Annotated in this window: 15 protein-coding genes, 1 tRNA gene and 1 riboswitch; of the genes, 7 read left to right on the plus strand and 9 right to left on the minus strand. The window is 69.7% G+C overall.

What is annotated here, in order from left to right; all coding sequences use genetic code 11:
* Positions 1-38: 38 nt before the first annotated feature.
* The 4 genes from ABZ833_RS17045 to ABZ833_RS17060 all read right to left on the minus strand — a co-directional run bounded on the left by ABZ833_RS17045 (position 39) and on the right by ABZ833_RS17060 (position 4,058).
* Positions 39-641, minus strand: coding sequence for a lytic polysaccharide monooxygenase (locus tag ABZ833_RS17045; RefSeq protein WP_361047014.1), 603 nt, complete (start codon positions 639-641; stop codon positions 39-41).
* A 115-nt stretch (positions 642-756) separates the two neighbouring features.
* A complete protein-coding gene (locus ABZ833_RS17050; protein ID WP_361047017.1) occupies positions 757-1,434 on the minus strand; it encodes a nucleoside/nucleotide kinase family protein in 678 nt (225 codons plus the stop codon).
* Positions 1,421-2,599 carry an SPFH domain-containing protein gene (locus ABZ833_RS17055; protein WP_361047020.1) on the minus strand — a complete coding sequence of 393 codons (1,179 nt, stop codon included), beginning with the start codon at positions 2,597-2,599 and terminating at the stop codon, positions 1,421-1,423. Before ABZ833_RS17055 ends, ABZ833_RS17050 begins: the two co-directional genes overlap by 14 nt.
* A 142-nt stretch (positions 2,600-2,741) precedes the next feature.
* Complete coding sequence (locus tag ABZ833_RS17060) at positions 2,742-4,058, minus strand: peptidoglycan-binding protein (protein WP_361047022.1); 1,317 nt, start codon at positions 4,056-4,058, stop codon at positions 2,742-2,744.
* A 243-nt stretch (positions 4,059-4,301) separates the two neighbouring features.
* Between ABZ833_RS17060 and ABZ833_RS17065 the strand changes: the two genes are divergently transcribed.
* The 4 genes from ABZ833_RS17065 (at position 4,302) to ABZ833_RS17080 (ending at position 9,418) form a co-directional block, all read left to right on the plus strand.
* Positions 4,302-4,375 (plus strand) — tRNA-Lys (locus tag ABZ833_RS17065).
* 78 nt (positions 4,376-4,453) lie between these two features.
* Positions 4,454-5,185, plus strand: coding sequence for a FadR/GntR family transcriptional regulator (locus tag ABZ833_RS17070; RefSeq protein ID WP_361047024.1), 732 nt, complete (start codon positions 4,454-4,456; stop codon positions 5,183-5,185).
* A gap of 304 nt (positions 5,186-5,489) precedes the next feature.
* Complete coding sequence (locus ABZ833_RS17075; protein WP_361047027.1) at positions 5,490-7,481, plus strand: glycosyltransferase family 2 protein; 1,992 nt, start codon at positions 5,490-5,492, stop codon at positions 7,479-7,481.
* The gene (locus ABZ833_RS17080; protein WP_361047030.1) at positions 7,478-9,418 is read left to right on the plus strand and encodes a kelch motif-containing protein; all 1,941 of its coding nucleotides are present in this window, start codon (positions 7,478-7,480) and stop codon (positions 9,416-9,418) included. Before ABZ833_RS17075 ends, ABZ833_RS17080 begins: the two co-directional genes overlap by 4 nt.
* A gap of 138 nt (positions 9,419-9,556) precedes the next feature.
* Here ABZ833_RS17080 and ABZ833_RS17085 read toward each other — a convergent pair whose 3' ends face one another.
* Complete coding sequence (locus ABZ833_RS17085) at positions 9,557-10,591, minus strand: glycoside hydrolase family 6 protein (RefSeq protein ID WP_361047033.1); 1,035 nt, start codon at positions 10,589-10,591, stop codon at positions 9,557-9,559.
* Positions 10,592-10,752: 161 nt separating this feature from the next.
* Here ABZ833_RS17085 and ABZ833_RS17090 point away from each other — a divergent pair, with 161 nt between their 5' ends.
* The 3 genes from ABZ833_RS17090 to ABZ833_RS17100 all read left to right on the plus strand — a co-directional run bounded on the left by ABZ833_RS17090 (position 10,753) and on the right by ABZ833_RS17100 (position 13,074).
* Complete coding sequence (locus ABZ833_RS17090) at positions 10,753-11,508, plus strand: ANTAR domain-containing protein (RefSeq protein WP_361047035.1); 756 nt, start codon at positions 10,753-10,755, stop codon at positions 11,506-11,508.
* Between the two features lie 335 nt (positions 11,509-11,843).
* Positions 11,844-11,966: riboswitch (cobalamin riboswitch) on the plus strand.
* Positions 11,967-11,995: 29 nt separating this feature from the next.
* Entirely contained in the window at positions 11,996-12,217 is a 222-nt protein-coding gene (locus tag ABZ833_RS17095) for a CbtB-domain containing protein (protein WP_361047037.1), read from the plus strand.
* Between the two features lie 20 nt (positions 12,218-12,237).
* The gene (locus tag ABZ833_RS17100; RefSeq protein ID WP_361047039.1) at positions 12,238-13,074 is read left to right on the plus strand and encodes a CbtA family protein; all 837 of its coding nucleotides are present in this window, start codon (positions 12,238-12,240) and stop codon (positions 13,072-13,074) included.
* Here the strand turns inward: ABZ833_RS17100 and ABZ833_RS17105 are convergent.
* The 4 genes from ABZ833_RS17105 to ABZ833_RS17120 form a co-directional block, all read right to left on the minus strand.
* The gene (locus tag ABZ833_RS17105; protein WP_361047041.1) at positions 13,055-13,732 is read right to left on the minus strand and encodes a class F sortase; all 678 of its coding nucleotides are present in this window, start codon (positions 13,730-13,732) and stop codon (positions 13,055-13,057) included. The two genes, ABZ833_RS17100 and ABZ833_RS17105, sit on opposite strands and share 20 nt — an antisense overlap.
* A 15-nt stretch (positions 13,733-13,747) precedes the next feature.
* Positions 13,748-14,287 carry a hypothetical protein gene (locus ABZ833_RS17110; RefSeq protein WP_361047044.1) on the minus strand — a complete coding sequence of 180 codons (540 nt, stop codon included), beginning with the start codon at positions 14,285-14,287 and terminating at the stop codon, positions 13,748-13,750.
* Between the two features lie 77 nt (positions 14,288-14,364).
* Positions 14,365-15,144, minus strand: coding sequence for an HAD-IIA family hydrolase (locus ABZ833_RS17115; RefSeq protein WP_249589729.1), 780 nt, complete (start codon positions 15,142-15,144; stop codon positions 14,365-14,367).
* Between the two features lie 81 nt (positions 15,145-15,225).
* Complete coding sequence (locus ABZ833_RS17120; RefSeq protein WP_361047046.1) at positions 15,226-16,722, minus strand: alkaline phosphatase family protein; 1,497 nt, start codon at positions 16,720-16,722, stop codon at positions 15,226-15,228.
* Positions 16,723-16,748: the final 26 nt, after the last annotated feature.

Here is a 16,748-nt window from a genome sequence, read left to right on the forward strand (position 1 = left end):
CCTACCCGCGGGGAGTGCCGTGGAGCCTCAAGCCCTGCTCAGAACTTGACGTCGGAGCAGGCGTAGAACGCGTTCGCCGTGTCGTGGACCGTCCACACCGCGACGATCACGTGGTGTCCGCTCCTGCCGCCGGGAATCGACCCGGAGTGCGAGAGCGTGGCGGGCGGCTGCTGTCCGTTGTAGGGGACGTCCAGGAACGGGGTGGTGTCGAGCGCGGCCCGGGTCACCGGCTTGCTCTCGTCCCAGCCCTGCTTGGTTATGTAGTACTTGAAGTCGGTGGTGCGGTGGCGTGCCGTGAACTGCCACCGGAAGGTGTAGTTCTGACCGGCACTCACACTGGTCGTCGGCCAGGCGCCGCCGCCCGGCGCCTTCGGCTGGTTGAGCGCGTCGAAGCCGCTGACGCCCGCCGAGCAGATCTTGCCGTCGGCCGGACCGGAGGCGGGAAAGCCCTTCGGACCCTCGACGCTCTGGGGTTCGTACTGGATGGAACCGCAGCCGCTCACCGTGCCGTTGGCACAGTTGATCTGGCGGCTTGCAGGCAGATCGGTGTAGCCGTGACTGCTCGCTCCACCGGACGAGAGCGCGAGGGCCCCGAACGTGGTGGCGCCGAGCATGGCCGCGTACATCTTCTTGTTTCGCATGCTGCCGCTCCAGGGGAAACGTGGGGGTTCCGTGAACCGTGCGCGCGCCTGCGGCACTGCGGATGCAGTGAGAGCAGTGGGTGCAGCGAGTGCTGCGGTCTAGACCAAGCCCAGATTATGGGCGGTAGTTGAACATGTCCATACCAATAGTGGAGACGATCCGATCGCAGCGCCGGCGCGACTTCTCCACGAGGTCACCGTTGGGGCTGTCGTTCGTCGCCACCCACTCGGCCGCCCCGTCGGCCGTCCGCCCGCCCGCCAACTGGCGCTCGACAAGGCGCAGTTGTCGTACCTCCGCAGGTGCCTGCACGTACCAGCACTCCCCCATGAGCCGCCGCGCGTCGCGCCAGCCGGGCAGATCGCAGGCCAGGTAGTTCCCCTCGGTGACGACGAGACGGGCGCTCGGCGGCACACGGTGACGGGCGGCCACCGGCTCGTGGAGCGTGCGGTCGTAATCGGGTACGTAGATGTCGTGCCCGGTGTCCTGGAGCACACGGGTGAGCAGCGCGACGTATCCGCGGACGTCGAAGCTCGGCTCCGAACCCTTGCGGGAGGTGAGGGAGAGCCGCTCCAGCTGATCGTTCGAGAGGTGGAAGCCGTCGAGCGGGAGATACGCGGCGCCCTCGCCGATCTCCGCCACCAGCGCCCGCGCCAACGTCGACTTGCCCGCGCCGGGCGGCCCCGCGATCCCGAGGAGGGTGCGGGGCCGGTCCGCGGTCAGCCTCCGGGCGTCCCGGGCGAGGGCCGCGAGGGTGGGGGTGTCGTGGTCAGCGGTGTGGTCAGCGGTCTCCATGCCCCGTATAGAACGCCACCGTCAGGTCCTTGACCAAGGCCTTGCGCTCGTAGTCGTCGAGCTCGACCAGGCCGCGGGTGGTCAGCCGGGTCACCGTGTCCTCGACGGAGTCCACCACCGAGGTGAGCACGCTGTCGCGGTGCCGTGCGTCCAGGGCGGCGACCCGGCGCAGGCGCATGGTGTCGGCGATCTCGGGGGCGTACTCGATCCGGGTCGGCTGGGCCGAGAAGATCTCGATGCCGACCGGCTCGGCCTCCACCGCGAGCATCCGGGTCAGCGCGTCGCCGACGGCGTCGGCGTCCCGCAGGGTCGGGGTGTCGTCGTGGAAGGCGTCGGCGGGAAGGCGGGACAGGACGCGGGCCGTCGCCGCCTCGACGCACTCGCGCAAGTACTCCTGGTGGTCGGCGACGCCGAGCGTCGCCCGCGCCGCGTCCTTGACCCGCCAGACGACGAGGACGACGACCCGCAGCGCGACCCCGCCCCGGTCCACCGCGGGCATCGGCTCGCTGCGCCAGTGCCGCAGGCGTACGTCGACGCGGCGGCGCAGGAGGAGCGGGTTGACCCACATCAGCCCGGTGCGGCGGACGCTGCCGCGGTACCGCCCGAAGAGCGTGAGCACCCACGCCGTGCCGACCCGCCCCCGCGCCAGACCCCCGAACCCGAACAGCGCGAGCGCACCCGACCCGGCGAGCGAGGCCCACTGCGCGAGGCCGAGCCCGGCGTACGCGTCGTCCTGGTCGGACCAGGGCAGCCCCGCCGCCTGCGCCACCGGCTCGGGCAGCACCCCCGCCCACCACAGCGCGGCCGCGCACCCGGCGACGCCCGCGGCCCCGCCGAGCACCCCGACCGCACCGGGCAGCACGGACGCGGGGCGCTCACCGAGGGACGGGTCGACCTCGGGCAGGGGGCGGGCCACCGGAGGAGCGGGCCGCCGGGCGGTGCGCGGCTGCTCCCCCGTGCCCTGCCTGCGCCGCACCACGGCGGGCGGCAGCGACACCCCGGGCTCACCGGGGTCGTCACGGAAGAGCAGGTGGATGGGGATCTCGGTGGTGGCCTCGCTGTGGATCAGGCGCGGCGGACGGGCGGGCGTCGAGTCGGGGGCGCCGGCGACCTGCGGTTCCTCGGGCTGGGGGGTCTGTGACCGTGATGCCGCTGTCGCACTCATCCTTGCCTCCGCCTCATACGTGCCTCGATCTCATACGCAACCCGGTCACATCCGTGCCCTGGTCCCACTCGCGCCCCAGTCACACCAGCGACCCGGTCACATCTGCGCCCCGACCTCACTCGTGCCGCTCCACTCACCAGGCTCATGCGAACAACCGCCGCCAGGTCTCCGGCCCCGGATACCCGTCCGCCGCCGCCCCTCGCCAGCCCTGCGCCCGCTGGAACGCCTCGACGTTGCGGCGGTCGCTCTCGCTCCAGCGCGGGCCGGGCCCCTGGGCGTAGTGCTTGCCGAAGCCCTTCTTCACCAGCTGCCTGCCGAGCTTCTCGACCGAGGGGCTGGACTGGCCGGGGCGGAACACCCCCCGGCCGGGGTACGCGGGCGCCTTGCCCTGCGTGCCGCCCGCGCCCGCCCCCGCCCGGGGGATGTCACGGCCCTTGCCCGTCATCAGGTACGACCAGGTCGCGGGCCCCGGCAGACCGTCCGCGTCCGCGCCGGTCCAGCCCTGCGCCCGCTGGAACGCCTGCGTGGCCCTGCGGTCCGCGTCGCTCCAGCGCGGGCCGGGACCGGACGTGTAGAAGCGGGCGCCGCCCCTGCCGACCAGAGCCTTGCCGAGCTGGGTGACGTACTTGTTGTCGGCGCCGGGACCGAACGAGCCCGCGCCGGGGTAGCGCGTCCCCGTGCTCGGCCCCGAGCCACCCGGAGCTCCCCCCTTCACCCCCTTGTAGCGGTACGCCAGATAGCGGCTCCCATTGCTCCAATAGGCATAGGGAGTCGTCCGCTTGCGAGCGCTCGGGCGGGCCTGTTCGTACGCGACGTATTGCGTGTGCGCCGCGTTGGCCCAGCCGCCGAAAATCGTCACGTGCGAACCCTTCTCGGGGTTCGCCGGATTGTGGAAGAGAAGGATGTCGCCGGGTTGCAGCTGGCTCTTCGTAATGCGCACCGCGAACGCGGAGAGGCTGCCCGTCCATTCATTGCCGCCGAGATTCCAGGCCATGGAGACAAAGCCCGAGCAGTCCTGCCGGTAACCGTCGGACCAGTACGTGTCCATGCTGTACGGCACCTTCGCAGCGACCCACTTCTTGGCGCGGGCGAGGATCGCGGCCCGCGTCGTGCTCCGCGCCGCCGACGTCGCGGGGCCCGGGGCGCCCGGCGTTCCCGGCGCTCCGTGCAGCGCGCTCGTGTCGCCCTGCGGACTCCCGGGTACCGGGTCCTCGTCCAGCGGAGCCCCCTGAATGCCCGGGGTCCCGGGGGCCGCCGCCGCGGGAAGCGCCTGGCCGCCGCCGAGCACGGTGCCCGCGGCCGCGGCGATGACGAGGGCGCGCCGCGCTCCGTGCGCCGCCGGGTGGCCGCCTTCTCGTACGGGAAGTGCGTGGGTCATGGCGCGTCGCCAGTGAATACATCCGGGGCAGTCGCAGTCGCTCTCGGGATCGAATTCCTCGAATACCGGAGCAACCTCCATGCGATTCCCCTCACACTCCAGGAAAGAATGCCTGCGTCGCATCTGCACAGTCGTCAGCTTCTCAACTGTCGGGCGATATCGCATGTTGACGGTCCGAATGATGGATCCGCCCCGCATTCGCCTCCCCCGCTGCCCCCGGGGCCACTCCCGGGCCGCTCCCGGCAATGCGGCTCCGCGCGCCCGCGCGGGCCGGGATGGTCCGGAGCACCCGCCGGAGTCCGGTAGAGTTCTCCAGGTCAGCGCGCGCCGTTAGCTCAGTTGGTTAGAGCAGCTGACTCTTAATCAGCGGGTCCGGGGTTCGAGTCCCTGACGGCGCACAGACAGCGAAGGCCCCCCGTTCACGCGGGGGGCCTTCGTCGTGCCTCCACCGGCGCGGGTACCGCTACCGTTGCGCCATGGCGCGCGACATACAGGAGCGGATCAAGAAGCTCATCATCGACCAGCGGCTGCCCTCCGGCGCCTCTCTGCCCACCGAGCCCGAACTGATGGAACGCCTCGGCGTCAGTCGGAACTCCGTGCGAGAGGCCCTCAAGGCACTCCAGGCGATGGGCATCGTGGAAATCCGGCACGGTTTCGGCACATATGTCGGACCCATGTCGATGGCTCCCATGATCGAGGGCCTCACCTTCCGGACGGTGGCGGGCCACTACCGCGGCGAGGACAGCCTGCTCCAGCTCCTGGAGCTGCGGGAGGCCGTGGAGACCGGGCTCATCGCGCGCCTCGCCGGACGTATCCCGGACGCGGATCTGGCCGAACTGGACGCTCTCGTCGACCGGATGGACAGCGAGACGGCGGCGGACGACGGCCGCAACGGCCGGCCGGGCGCGGTTCACACCGAAACCGACCGAGCATTTCACGCCACTCTCTACCGCTGTCTGCGCAATCCACTGCTCGGCGAGGTCCTCGAAGCGTTCTGGGACGCCTTCCACAACGTACGAACCGACCTGGTGGACGTTCCGCACGACCCCAAGGTCACCTGCCGCCAGCACCGGGAGATCCTCGACGCGGTCAGATCCGGCGATGTACTGCGGGCCGAGCGGGCGATACGGGAACACTTCGGTAATATTCGAACGCGATTGACCGCTCCCGCCTCAACAGGCAACTCAAATCGCTCGTATGACCGGTAAACACCTTGTTTCGCTCTTGCGATCATGGCAACGGGCGTAGAACCTTGTGCTGGAGCCACTGGCTCTCATGAGGCAGGCGGTGCGGGGCAGTTGGGGGCCCTGCCGACCGGCGCCCACGGGGGAAGGGACGGGGGGTCCCTTTCATGAATGGATGCCGAGGGGGGCATCATGCAACCGGAAGGTAGCTGTTCCATGTCTAAGGGGACGGTGGCCTGCCACTGATGCGTCCGTGAAGGTCGAGGGGGATCTGACCGGGCGGAAGGACCAACGAACACGCGGGGGACCGCGTGCGGGGGGATGACTCATGACGTCGACGCCGACGGGCGCCCGGCCGAACGACCCGTCAGAGACGACCCAGCTGCGGGTGCCATCGCACCGTACGGGCGGGTTCCGGCGTATCAAGAAGGCCCTGCCGAGGTACGACTACGAGCACTACAGCCGTCTCGCGGGCCCGCTGACGCAGCCTGATCCCACCAAGCCGTACAAGGTGCAGTACCGCTCCCTGCTCTCGCAGGAGCCGCACCGGATCAGAGCCGCGCTGATGCTGGGGGCCGCGCCGCTGCTCTCGCTCGTGCTGCTCGCCTGGCTGCTGCAGCCGACGCACTGGACGAAGCGTGACTACGTCGCCAACGACTGGCTGCCCACGCTCGACATCGTCATGCTCGTCTCGATCGGTCTGATCGAGTTCTTCCGCTGTATGAACGTGCTCTCGAACGCGCACGCCACGCTCGTCGCCCGTGACCCGATACCCGTGGTGCCCGAGACCGGCACCCGCGTCGCCTTCCTCACCTCCTTCGTGCCCGGCAAGGAACCCCTTGAGATGGTCACGAAGACGCTGGAGGCGGCCGTCAAGATCCGCCACCGCGGCCTCATGCACGTCTGGCTCCTCGACGAGGGCGACGACCCCGCCGTCAAGGAGGTCTGCCAGCGGCTCGGCGTGCACCACTTCTCCCGCAAGGGCGTCGCGAAGTGGAACATGAGCAAGGGCCCGCACCGCGCCAAGACCAAGCACGGCAACTACAACGCCTGGCTGGACGCGCACGGCAGCGACTACGACTACTTCGCATCGGTCGACACCGACCACGTCCCGATGCCCAACTACCTCGAGCGGATGCTCGGCTTCTTCCGCGACGAGAACGTCGGCTTCGTCATCGGCCCGCAGGTCTACGGCAACTACGACAACTTCATCACCAAGGCCGCCGAGTCCCAGCAGTTCCTCTTCCACGCCCTGATCCAGCGCGCGGGCAACGCCTACGGCTCCCCGATGTTCGTCGGCACGAGCAACGCCGTACGCATCAGCGCCCTGAAGCAGATCGGCGGTCTGTACGACTCGATCACCGAGGACATGGCGACCGGCTTCGAGATCCACCGGGCCACGAACCCGAGGACCGGCAAGAAGTGGAAGTCGGTCTACACCCCGGACGTGCTCGCGGTCGGTGAGGGCCCCAACGCCTGGACGGACTTCTTCACGCAGCAGCTGCGGTGGTCGCGCGGAACGTACGAGACCATCCTCAAGCAGTTCTGGAAGGCACCGTTCTCGCTGCCGCCCGGCCGGCTCTTCAACTACACGATGATGGTCATCTTCTACCCGATGTCCGCCATGAACTGGATCCTGGCCGCGCTCTCCTGCGCGCTGTTCCTGGGCATGGGCGCATCGGGCGTGAACATCGACCCGACGATCTGGCTGATGCTGTACGGCAACGCGTCGGCGCTGCAGATCGGCCTCTACATCTGGAACCGCCGCCACAACGTCTCGCCGCACGAGCCCGAGGGCTCCGGCGGTATCGCGGGCATGGTGATGTCGGCCCTGTCCGCACCGGTCTACGCACGCTCCCTCCTGGACGCCGTGCTGCGCCGCAAGAGCAAGTTCGTGGTGACGCCCAAGGGCGATTCGGCGAGCCCGGACACCCTGTTCGGCACCTTCCGGATCCACCTGTTCTTCATCCTGGTCTTCGCCGGTTCGATGGCCGCCGCGTTCGTGTTCGACCACGTCCACCCGGCGATGATCATCTGGGCCACGTTCGCCCTCCTGATCACGGCCGCGCCGATCTTCGCTTGGCGCTGGGGCATGCGGCAGGACAAGAAGAAGAGCAAGTCGCGGCACGGGGGAGGTCCTTCGGGGCCACCGCCGGGCGGGGGCCCGACGGTGCCGCAGCAGCGCGACGGCGAGGACGCCACAGCACAGCTGCCGCAGGCGCATCAGAGTCCGCAGGCACCGCACGCCCCGCAGCAGAAGCCCAGCTGGGCGGCGAACGACCAGACCATGCAGATCGCCCTTGGGGGACGTAAGAAATGAAGGACCGTTCCAGCCGCCGCCGCGCCCGCCGCATAGCGATAGGCGCGGCGGTGGTCATAGCGCTGGCCGGGATGAACGGCCCGTGGCTGTGGCGCGTGGGTTCGGAGAAGTACCACGACTACAAGATCAACAAGCCGGAGTACAAGGCCGACAACGGCCACTGGCAGGTCGTGAACTTCCCCGAGGAGTACCGCCAGAACACCATCCACGCGGCGCTCCTGCACACCGGCAAGATCCTCCTGGTCGCCGGCTCCGGCAACAACCAGAAGAACTTCGACGCCAAGAAGTTCGACACCCGCCTGTGGGACCCGGTCAAGAACACGATCAAGAAGATCAAGACGCCCGTCGACCTCTTCTGCACCGGCCACACCCAGCTCGCCAACGGCAACCTCCTGATAGCCGGCGGCACCCAGCGCTACGAGAAGCTCAAGGGCGACATCACCAAGGCCGGCGGCCTGATGGTGGTGCACAACGAAGACCCGGACAGTCCGATCACGCTGCCGGCGGGCACGAAGTTCACCGGCAAGAAGAACGGCAAGACGTTCGTCTCCAAGGACCCCGTCGTCGTCGAGCGCGCGAAGAAGGTCTTCGACAAGCAGACCGGCGCGTTCGTGCGCAACGAACCGGGCCTCGGCCGGGTGTACGTGGAGGCGCAGCAGAGCGGCACGAAGCACGAGACCGGCACGCAGGACAACTACCGCGTGCAGGGCCTCAAGGGCGCCGCCACCCGCAACACGTACGGCATCGCGCAGAAGCTCGCCCTGGACAAGAAGGACTTCCAGGGGATCAAGGACGCCTTCGAGTTCGACCCGGTCGCCGAGAAGTACATCAAGGTCGACCCGATGAACGAGGCCCGCTGGTACCCCACGCTGACCACGCTCTCGGACGGCAAGGTGCTCAGCCTCTCCGGCCTCGACGAGATCGGCCAGCTGGTCCCGGGCAAGAACGAGCTGTACGACCCCAAGACCAAGAAGTGGACCTACACCAAGCAGGTCCGCCAGTTCCCGACCTACCCGGCCGTCTTCCAGCTGCAGAGCGGCAGGCTCTTCTACTCGGGCTCGAACGCGGGGTACGGCCCTGACGACGTCGGCCGCAAGCCCGGCACCTGGGACCTGGAGACCAAGGGCAGCTGGAAGGGGATTCCGGGGATGAGCGACCCGAACCTCCTGGAGACCTCCAACACGGTGGAGCTGCCGCCCGCGCAGGACCAGAAGTACATGGTGGTCGGCGGCGGCGGTGTCGGCGAGTCCAAGAAGTCCAGCAAGAAGACCCGCATCGTCGACCTCCTGGACGACAACCCGAAGTTCGAGGACGGACCCGAGCTGGAGAAGGGCACCCGTTACCCGCAGGCCTCGACCCTGCCCGACGACACGGTGCTCATATCCGGCGGCTCCGAGGACTACCGCGGCCGCGGTGACTCGAACATCAAGCAGGCGCGGATCTACGACGCCAAGACCGGCAACATGCGGCGGGTCGCGGACCCGGAGGTCGGCCGCAACTACCACTCGGGCTCGATCCTGCTGCCCGACGGCCGCGTGATGTTCTTCGGCTCCGACTCGCTCTACTCCGACAAGGCCAACACCAAGCCCGGAGAGTTCGAGCAGCGCATCGAGATCTACACCCCGCCGTACCTCTACCAGGGCTCGCAGCCCACGCTCTCCGGCGGTCCCGAGGAGATCAAGCGGGGCGGGTCGGGGACGTATCGGACCCAGCACGCCTCGTCCATCAAGACGGCCCGCCTGATCAGGCCGAGCGCCTCGACGCACGTCACCGACATCGACCAGACGTCCGTCGCCCTCGACCTGAAGAAGTCGGCGGACGGCGTCACGGTGACGATCCCCAAGGAGCGGAGCCTGGTGGAGTCCGGCTGGTACATGCTGTTCGTGACGGACGACCAGGGCACCCCGAGCAAGGCTCAGTGGGTCCACATTCCGTAAGCAGCGCCCCGTAAGGGGCGCGGGGAACTGCGCGCTCAGCGCGCGAAAAGCCGCAGTCGCATCTGCCGTGATCCTGGCAAATGCGACTGCGGCTCTTTCGTGGTTGCTCGCGCAGTTCCCCGCGCCCCTGACGGGGCGCTACTTGGCGCCCTCCGCCAGCTTCAGCGCGTACTCGGGCCACCAGGCCCCAGCCTTCGGGCCACCCCGGCAGGTTCCGTCGGACTCACCGGGTCGCTTGACCCACAGATACGCGTCGACCAGCGGGTCACCCGTCTTGGTGGTGGGCGCCTCGCCGAGCGCGCGGCCAGGCGGGTTGCACCACGTGTCCTTGCCCTTGGTGTACGCGCCGTTGCCGTTGCGCGCGGTGTCGATGACGAACGGCTTGTTGCCGATCTTCGCCGACAGCTTCTTGCCGAACTCCGTGCTGGCCTCGGTCGTCTGGAAGTTCGAGACGTTCACCGAGAAGCCGTCGGCCTGCTCGACGCCCGACCACTTCAGGGGCTCCCAGAGCGAGTCGGGGTTCTTCCAGCCCGCGTTGCCCGCGTCCAGGTACACCTTGGTGTTCTTCAGGGACTTGAGCTTCTCGATGGCGCCCTTGAGGAGGTCGTACCGCTCCTCGTGAAACTCCTCCGGCGTGCAGTTGTCGACCATGTGGAGCACCGCGTCCGGCTCCAGGATGACCGTGGCGTTGCGGTCACCGATGCCCTTCGCCACCTGGTCGATGAAGGTGCGGTAGGCGTTGCCGTCGGCCGCGCCGCCGCCCGAGTACTGGCCGCAGTCGCGGTGCGGGATGTTGTAGAGGACCAACAGGGCGTCCCGGTCGGCCTTCTGGGCGGCCTCGGTGAAGCCGCGCGCCTGGTCCTCCGCGTTCTCCGGGATGATCCACTCCGCGACGGGCTGTTCAGCGATCTTGCGGATCAGCTCGGCGTCGTCCTTCTTGCCGTCCTTCTCGTACGTGGCGACCTGCTTGGCCGCGTTCCCGTCCGGGTTGACCCAGTACGGGTCGGTGCCCTTCGGCTGTTGCTTGACCGGGTTTCCCGACGACTCCTCGTTGCCCGAACCGTCATCGGAGGAGCACCCCGACAGCAGCAGCGCAGCCCCCGCAAACGCCGCCGCAGCCTTCACCCCCCGGGCCGCGATCCGATGACCGCGGCCGGTGCCTTTGTGGTACATCCACTCCCCCTTGGGTGCACTGTCCGATTCTCAATCCTGACATACGCACTCCCGGCCCACGAGGCCCGCCCGTCCGCTGCGGAGAGCTGTTGGATACCTGTTACAGCGCGGCGCCCGGGGGTAGGCGCAGTGCGCGGGGTGGCGCTCTTGGGGAGGAGATCATGCGGGATCACACCTCTGAACTACGGCTGGCCCAGGTCCTGGTGGAGACCACCAATACTCTGGACGACGACTTCGACCCGGAGCGCTACCTGAGCCGGGTCGCGGGCCACTGCGTGGAGCTGCTCGACGCCACCGCCGCCGGAGTCATCTTCGACGGCACCGGCACGCCGGGGGTGGCCGCCGGAGGCCACCCCCGGGACCTGGCGCTCGACCTGCTCGGGGCCCAACAGAGCGGTGGGCCCTGCGTGGAGAGCCTCGGCACGGGCCTCGCGGTGCCGCCCGTGCGGCTCGCGGCGGACGAACCCGCCGACCGCTGGCCGGAGTTCACGGCGCTGGCCCGCCGCCGCGGCATCGGGATGACGTACGCGGTCCCGCTGCGGCAGCGCGAGACACTGCTCGGCGCGCTGAACGTCTTCGTGCCCGAGAACTCCCGGACCCGCCACACCGACGGGGAGTTGCGTCTGGCGCAGGCGATCGCCGACGCCGCCGCGGTAGGTCTGCACAACCACCGCGCCTACACGGAGTATCGGGTTCTCGCGATACAGCTCCAGGGCGCTCTGACCAGCCGTATACGCATTGAACAGGCCAAGGGCATACTCGCCGAACGCTGGCACACCGGCGTGGACGAGGCCTTTGACGCGCTGCGGCGGTACGCGCGCAGAGAACGCCTGGTCATGGAGGTGGTCGCCACCGAAGTGATCAAGGGATCGCTCGACGACGCCGCACTGCGCGGCAGTTGGTCCGAACCTTCCTGACGGCCACTCCGAGGACCATCATCACCTGCGATGATCACAGAGAGAAAGCGGATCACGACTTGGCGTCAATCCACCCCTAGGCTGCGGCGCTCATCCGTTCTAGAGTCGTCACAACGGCCCAAGCCCCCGGCCTGATCGTCCATCCCGCACATGCGGGGTTGGCCACCGAACCTCCCGCGCCGGCGCCGGGTTACTCCCGCAGCTCGTGCGCGCGCGGTCGAGGACCAGCCCGGTCGACGGCTCCGGGGGGAGCGGGCCGCCGACCGGGCCGGGTTGTCCTGATACAGGTTCCATTGACAGTGTCCATGACCAACTGGGACTCTCCGGGCGACAAGTCCATACATCGAGGCGATGGTTGACAGGAACCCGGTGCGATTCCGGGGCGGGCCCGCCACTGTGACCGGACGCCCGCCTGGCGTGCGGGAGTCAGGAACTGAGCCGTCGCACTCCTGCTTCGGGGCGTGGAAACCCCAGAGGAGGCTTCGACATGTCACTGCACACCGCGGCATCGGGCACCGAAAGCACGGCGGTCCAGGCCGCCACGGTCCGCACCCGCGACTGGCTCATCGCCTCGGCCGCGGTCATCATCGCGCTGATCGCGCTCTACGCGGTCTTCTTCGACAACGGCTCGCTGATCTCCGCGACCGGCAGCTATCTCCACGAGTTCGCCCACGACGGCAGGCACCTCTTCGGTGCCCCGTGCCACTGACCGGGGACGGACACGGCGCCATGCCATCCCCTGCGTCCTCTCCCCCGTCGTCACCTGTCCTGCCCCTGCTCGGCCGGGGTCTCGTGGCGGGAGGAGCGGCGGGCCTCGCGGCCGGTCTCTTCTCCCTGCTCCTCGCCGAGCCGCTGATGGACCGGGCGATCCGCGCCGAGGAGAAGCGCGCGGCGGCCGAGGAGCACGCGCACGGTGCCGCTCAGGCAGCGCAGCACCACGAGGAGCTGTTCACGCGCTCCACGCAGCACGCGGGGCTCGTGGTCTCCGCGGTCGTCGCCGGTCTGGCCATCGGCGTCCTCTTCGCCGTGGCGTACGCCCTGGTGCACCGCCGCGATCCGCACGCGGCCCCGTGGCCGCGGGCCCTCGCCTTCGCGGGAGCCGCTTTCCTCGCCGTTTCCCTGCTGCCCGGTCTGCGCTACCCGGCGAACCCGCCGGGCGTCGGCGACTCGGGCACGGTCGGCGAGCGCCAGGCGCTGTGGCTCGCCTCCGTCGCGATCGGCGTCCTCGGCATGTTCCTGGCCCGGCAGGTGTACGTACGCCTGTCGGCCAGATCCGTACCGGTGCGGCAGATGGCGGCGGCCCTCACGACGGTCGCCGTCCTCGCCGCGCTCTTCCTGCTCCCGGACAACCCCGACCCGGTCCCGGTCGACGCGACGCTCCTGTGGGATTTCCGCGTCCTCTCGGTCGCCTCGCACGCCCTGTTGTGGGCCGTGTTCGCGGCGGTCTTCGGAGGCCTTGGCCTGCGGGCCGTCCGGGAAGGGGCCGCAAGGGGTGTCACCGTGGGCGCGAGCGCGGCGGGAGTGCCCTCGCGCCCCGGCGCCACCCCTACGGCCCCACCCCGGTGAGGTAGGCGGACACCACCACGTTCGCCGAGTACGTCTTGCTCGCCCGGTCGAACGTGCCGCCGCACGTGATCAGGCGGAGTTCGGCGCGGCCCTCCTCGTGGGGGCCGTACGCCTTCTTCGCGTCGAAGCGGTCCCTGCTGAGGACCTGGACGTCGTCCACGGTGAACTCCGCGACCGAGCCGTCGTCGCGGGCCACCCGGACCTTCTCGCCCGGCCGCATGGCGCTGAGGTCGTAGAAGACCGCGGGGCGCGTCTCGGTGTCGACGTGGCCGACGAACAGGGAGGTGCCCGCGGCGCCGGGGCGTGCGCCGCCGCCGTACCAGCCGACGGAGCCCGCCTCCTCGAACGGCGGCGGATCGATGGCGCCGTCCTGATCGAGCCCGCGGACGACCACGGGTGCCCGCACCTTCAGCGAGGGGACATCCACGCGCTGCGGCTTGGCGGCGCCCAACGGCTTGTGCGCGTCCGGGAGTTCGACACCGAACGGCCGGCCCACCGCGGCGACGTCACCGGTCGTGGGCTCCGAGACACCGCCGCGTACGTCGGTGATCTCGCTGCCCCACAGCCAGAGCCCCACGAGCAGCAGCGCCCAGGCGACCCCGGTGAGGAATCGCCCGTGCCCGGCCGGCTGCCCCGCCGGCTTCTCATGGCCCGACACGTCGGCCGCCACCCGTCACTCGGAGCGGCGCCGGCGGACGCTGCGGAACGCCACGGCCACGGCCGCCACCCCGGCGAGCACCAGGCCGATCACCGCGTGCCGGGTGCCGGGCCCCGTCTCCTGGCTGTGCGCGGCAAGCTGCGCGGTGCCGCCGCCGCCCGCGCGGACCGGCGAGACGGGCTCCTGCTGGTGCCGGCCGACCTGGACGGTGCCCACGCCCTGGTGGGGGTGGCCGTCGCAGATGACGGTCACGTCGTACGAACCCTCGACGCCGTCCCTGATCTTGGCGGAGCCGTTCAGCGCGTACTTGTCGCCGTCCCTGCCGGTGAGCTTCGCGTCCCCCGTGAACGCGCCGGACCCGGCCGACCCGGTCGTCCCGTCACAGCCCGTGACGCTGATCTCGACCTTGGCCCCGGGGTCCGCGCTGGACGGCGTGACCGTGGCATGCACTTTGCCTTCGTCGTGGGCGTGCGCGGGTGTGGTGACGACGACGGGGAGCGCGGCGAGGACAGCCGCCCCGGCTATGCCACGCAGGGTGAGTGTTCCTCTACGCATCGTGAACCTCCTGTTTCGAGGTTCACGCGCGTCGCCGTCCCACGCCTCCCGTGTGCGGCAAACGGGTGGTGCGCGCGTCAGACCCGGTCGACGAGATCAGCGATGGAGTCCACGACGTTCGAGGGCCGGAACGGGTGCTGATCGATGTCCTTCCGGGAGGTCAGACCCGTGAGCACCAGGAAGGTCTCCATACCGGCCTCAAGACCGGCGAGGACATCGGTGTCCATGCGGTCGCCGATCATGGCACTGGTCTCCGAGTGCGCGCCGATGGCGTTCAGGCCCGTGCGCATCATCAGGGGGTTCGGCTTGCCCGCGAAGTACGGGTTGCGACCGGTGGCCTTGGTGATCAGTGCCGCGACGGCCCCGGTCGCGGGCAGGGGCCCCTCGGTGGAGGGCCCGGTCTCGTCCGGGTTCGTGCAGATGAAGCGGGCCCCGCCGTTGATCAGCCGTACGGCCTTGGTCATGGCCTCGAAGGAGTACGTACGGGTCTCGCCGAGGACCACGTAGTCCGGGTCGTGGTCCGTCAGGACGTACCCGATGTCGTGCAGGGCGGTGGTGAGCCCCGCTTCGCCGATGACGTACGCCGTGCCACCGGGCCGCTGGTCGTCCAGGAACTTCGCGGTGGCGAGCGCCGAGGTCCAGATGTTCTCGACGGGCACTTCGAGACCCATGCGGTTCAGGCGGGCCTGGAGGTCGCGCGCGGTGTAGATCGAGTTGTTCGTCAGGACCAGGAAGGGCTTCCCGGACTCCCGGAGCCTCTTGATGAAGGCGTCGGCGCCGGGGATCGGAACACCCTCGTGGATGAGCACGCCGTCCATGTCGGTGAGCCACGATTCGATGGGCTTGCGCTCTGCCATGGGGTGCACTCCTGCGGTCTCCGTTGAGCAAGGTAGCTGGGGGGCGCCGGGACAGCTCTGTGCCGACGCCCCACAGCCTAATCAGGAAGCGGTGATCGTGACCCCGTCGATCACCCAGTACCAGTTGTTGCCGCCGGTGTACCGGAAGCGGACCTGGGCCTTCTTGGCCCCCGCGGGCACCTGGAGGGCGATGTTCTCGACGACGGAGGGGGTGTCCGCGGTGTACGTCTTCACCGCGACCGGGGTCCCGCCGTCGTACGAGACGAGCACCTCGCCCTTCTGCGGGGCCTCCTGGCGGTAGTACGTCGTGTACGTGAGGGTGGCCCGCGCGCCGCCCCGCACGTCGTACGCGGGGCTGACCAGCGTCGAGTCGAAGGTCCCGGAGAAGGTCTTGTCGGTCCACTCGTCGCCGTCCGCGACCGCGAAGACGTTCCGGGCGCGGATGTTGAGCTCGCGCTGCTGGTCGCGCTCGGCCTTCGTCCAGAACTCGTCCGTGGTGAAGGACCAGCCGCGCCACTCGGTGATGCCGCCCGTGCCCATCTTCGCGTTGTCGACGCTCCAGCCGCTCGGCGGTGTGTGCGTGAAGCCGATGACGCCGGAGCCGATGCCGGTCTCGTCGACGGGCCCGGTCAGCTGCGGGCGCAGGGCGTCGAACGCGTCCGGCTTCGGCTGCTGGATCGGGCGGCCGTCCAGGCCCCAGGCCGGGTCGATCGCGATGCCGAGGTGGGCGAGCGCGCTCGCGGCGATGTCGGGCATGCGGACGTCGTGGCGGACCGAACCCGCCGTGACCGTACCGCCGGTGGCGATCATGAAGGTCTGGCGCTCGGGCCAGCTGGAGCCGCCGTGGCCGCCTGGGTCGGTGTGCCCGTGGTCGGCGGTGATCATGATGAGCCAGTCCTCGGAGCCGTACGTGGGGCGGGACTTGACCTCGGCGACGATCTGCCCGATCTGGGCGTCGGCGCCGTGGATCGCGTCGAGATAGGCCTGGCCCGCCGCGCCGCTGTCGTGGCCCGCGTGGTCGATGTTGTCGAGCTGGACGAAGACCGCGTCGGGGTTGCCGCTCTTGACCTCGGCGACGGCGCGGGTGGTGGTGCCGGTGTCGTACTCGGCGCCGGGCGTGGAGACCCGGGTGTCGACCTTCGCCGAGAAGATGATGTCGGTGATCGGCGCCCAGGAGGCGACGGCGTACGTCCGCAGGTTGGGCTTCGCGGCCTCGATCCGGGTCATGAAGTCCGGGTACGCGGCGAGGTCGTGGCCGGTGAAGTCGTTGTTCACGACCTTGTGCTTGTCGGGCCAGACGCCCGTGATGAGCGTCGACCAGCCGGGGCCGGACGAGGTGGGCGCGAGCGGGTTGGCGTAGATGCTGCTCGGCGCGGTCAGACCGGCGCTCATCAGGCCCTTGAGCGCGGGCGCGTCGGCGTCCTTGATTCTGCTGAGCAGCGCGCCGTCCAGGCCGATCACCAGGACCTTCGGGGTCTTGGCCGCGGCCTTGGCGACGGCGGCGAGGGGCCCTGCGGACACCGCGAGGGCTGCGGTGGAGACAAGGAGCGAGCGGCGGGATATGCCGTGCGACGACACGTGGTCCTCCGAGGTTCGTAGGGGGC

The organism is Streptomyces sp. NPDC047525, assembly GCF_040643025.1.
Lineage (GTDB): Bacteria > Actinomycetota > Actinomycetes > Streptomycetales > Streptomycetaceae > Streptomyces > Streptomyces durmitorensis.

Excerpts from the sequence above, each read along its gene's own strand:
- ABZ833_RS17045 (WP_361047014.1), bottom strand. The coding sequence starts at position 641 with ATGCGAAACAAGAAGATGTACGCGGCCATGCTCGGCGCCACCACGTTC.
- ABZ833_RS17050 (WP_361047017.1), bottom strand. The coding sequence starts at position 1,434 with ATGGAGACCGCTGACCACACCGCTGACCACGACACCCCCACCCTCGCG.
- ABZ833_RS17055 (WP_361047020.1), bottom strand. The coding sequence starts at position 2,599 with ATGAGTGCGACAGCGGCATCACGGTCACAGACCCCCCAGCCCGAGGAA.
- ABZ833_RS17060 (WP_361047022.1), bottom strand. The coding sequence starts at position 4,058 with ATGGAGGTTGCTCCGGTATTCGAGGAATTCGATCCCGAGAGCGACTGC.
- ABZ833_RS17070 (WP_361047024.1), top strand. The coding sequence starts at position 4,454 with ATGGCGCGCGACATACAGGAGCGGATCAAGAAGCTCATCATCGACCAG.
- ABZ833_RS17075 (WP_361047027.1), top strand. The coding sequence starts at position 5,490 with ATGACGTCGACGCCGACGGGCGCCCGGCCGAACGACCCGTCAGAGACG.
- ABZ833_RS17080 (WP_361047030.1), top strand. The coding sequence starts at position 7,478 with ATGAAGGACCGTTCCAGCCGCCGCCGCGCCCGCCGCATAGCGATAGGC.
- ABZ833_RS17085 (WP_361047033.1), bottom strand. The coding sequence starts at position 10,591 with ATGTACCACAAAGGCACCGGCCGCGGTCATCGGATCGCGGCCCGGGGG.
- ABZ833_RS17090 (WP_361047035.1), top strand. The coding sequence starts at position 10,753 with ATGCGGGATCACACCTCTGAACTACGGCTGGCCCAGGTCCTGGTGGAG.
- ABZ833_RS17095 (WP_361047037.1), top strand. The coding sequence starts at position 11,996 with ATGTCACTGCACACCGCGGCATCGGGCACCGAAAGCACGGCGGTCCAG.
- ABZ833_RS17100 (WP_361047039.1), top strand. The coding sequence starts at position 12,238 with ATGCCATCCCCTGCGTCCTCTCCCCCGTCGTCACCTGTCCTGCCCCTG.
- ABZ833_RS17110 (WP_361047044.1), bottom strand. The coding sequence starts at position 14,287 with ATGCGTAGAGGAACACTCACCCTGCGTGGCATAGCCGGGGCGGCTGTC.
- ABZ833_RS17115 (WP_249589729.1), bottom strand. The coding sequence starts at position 15,144 with ATGGCAGAGCGCAAGCCCATCGAATCGTGGCTCACCGACATGGACGGC.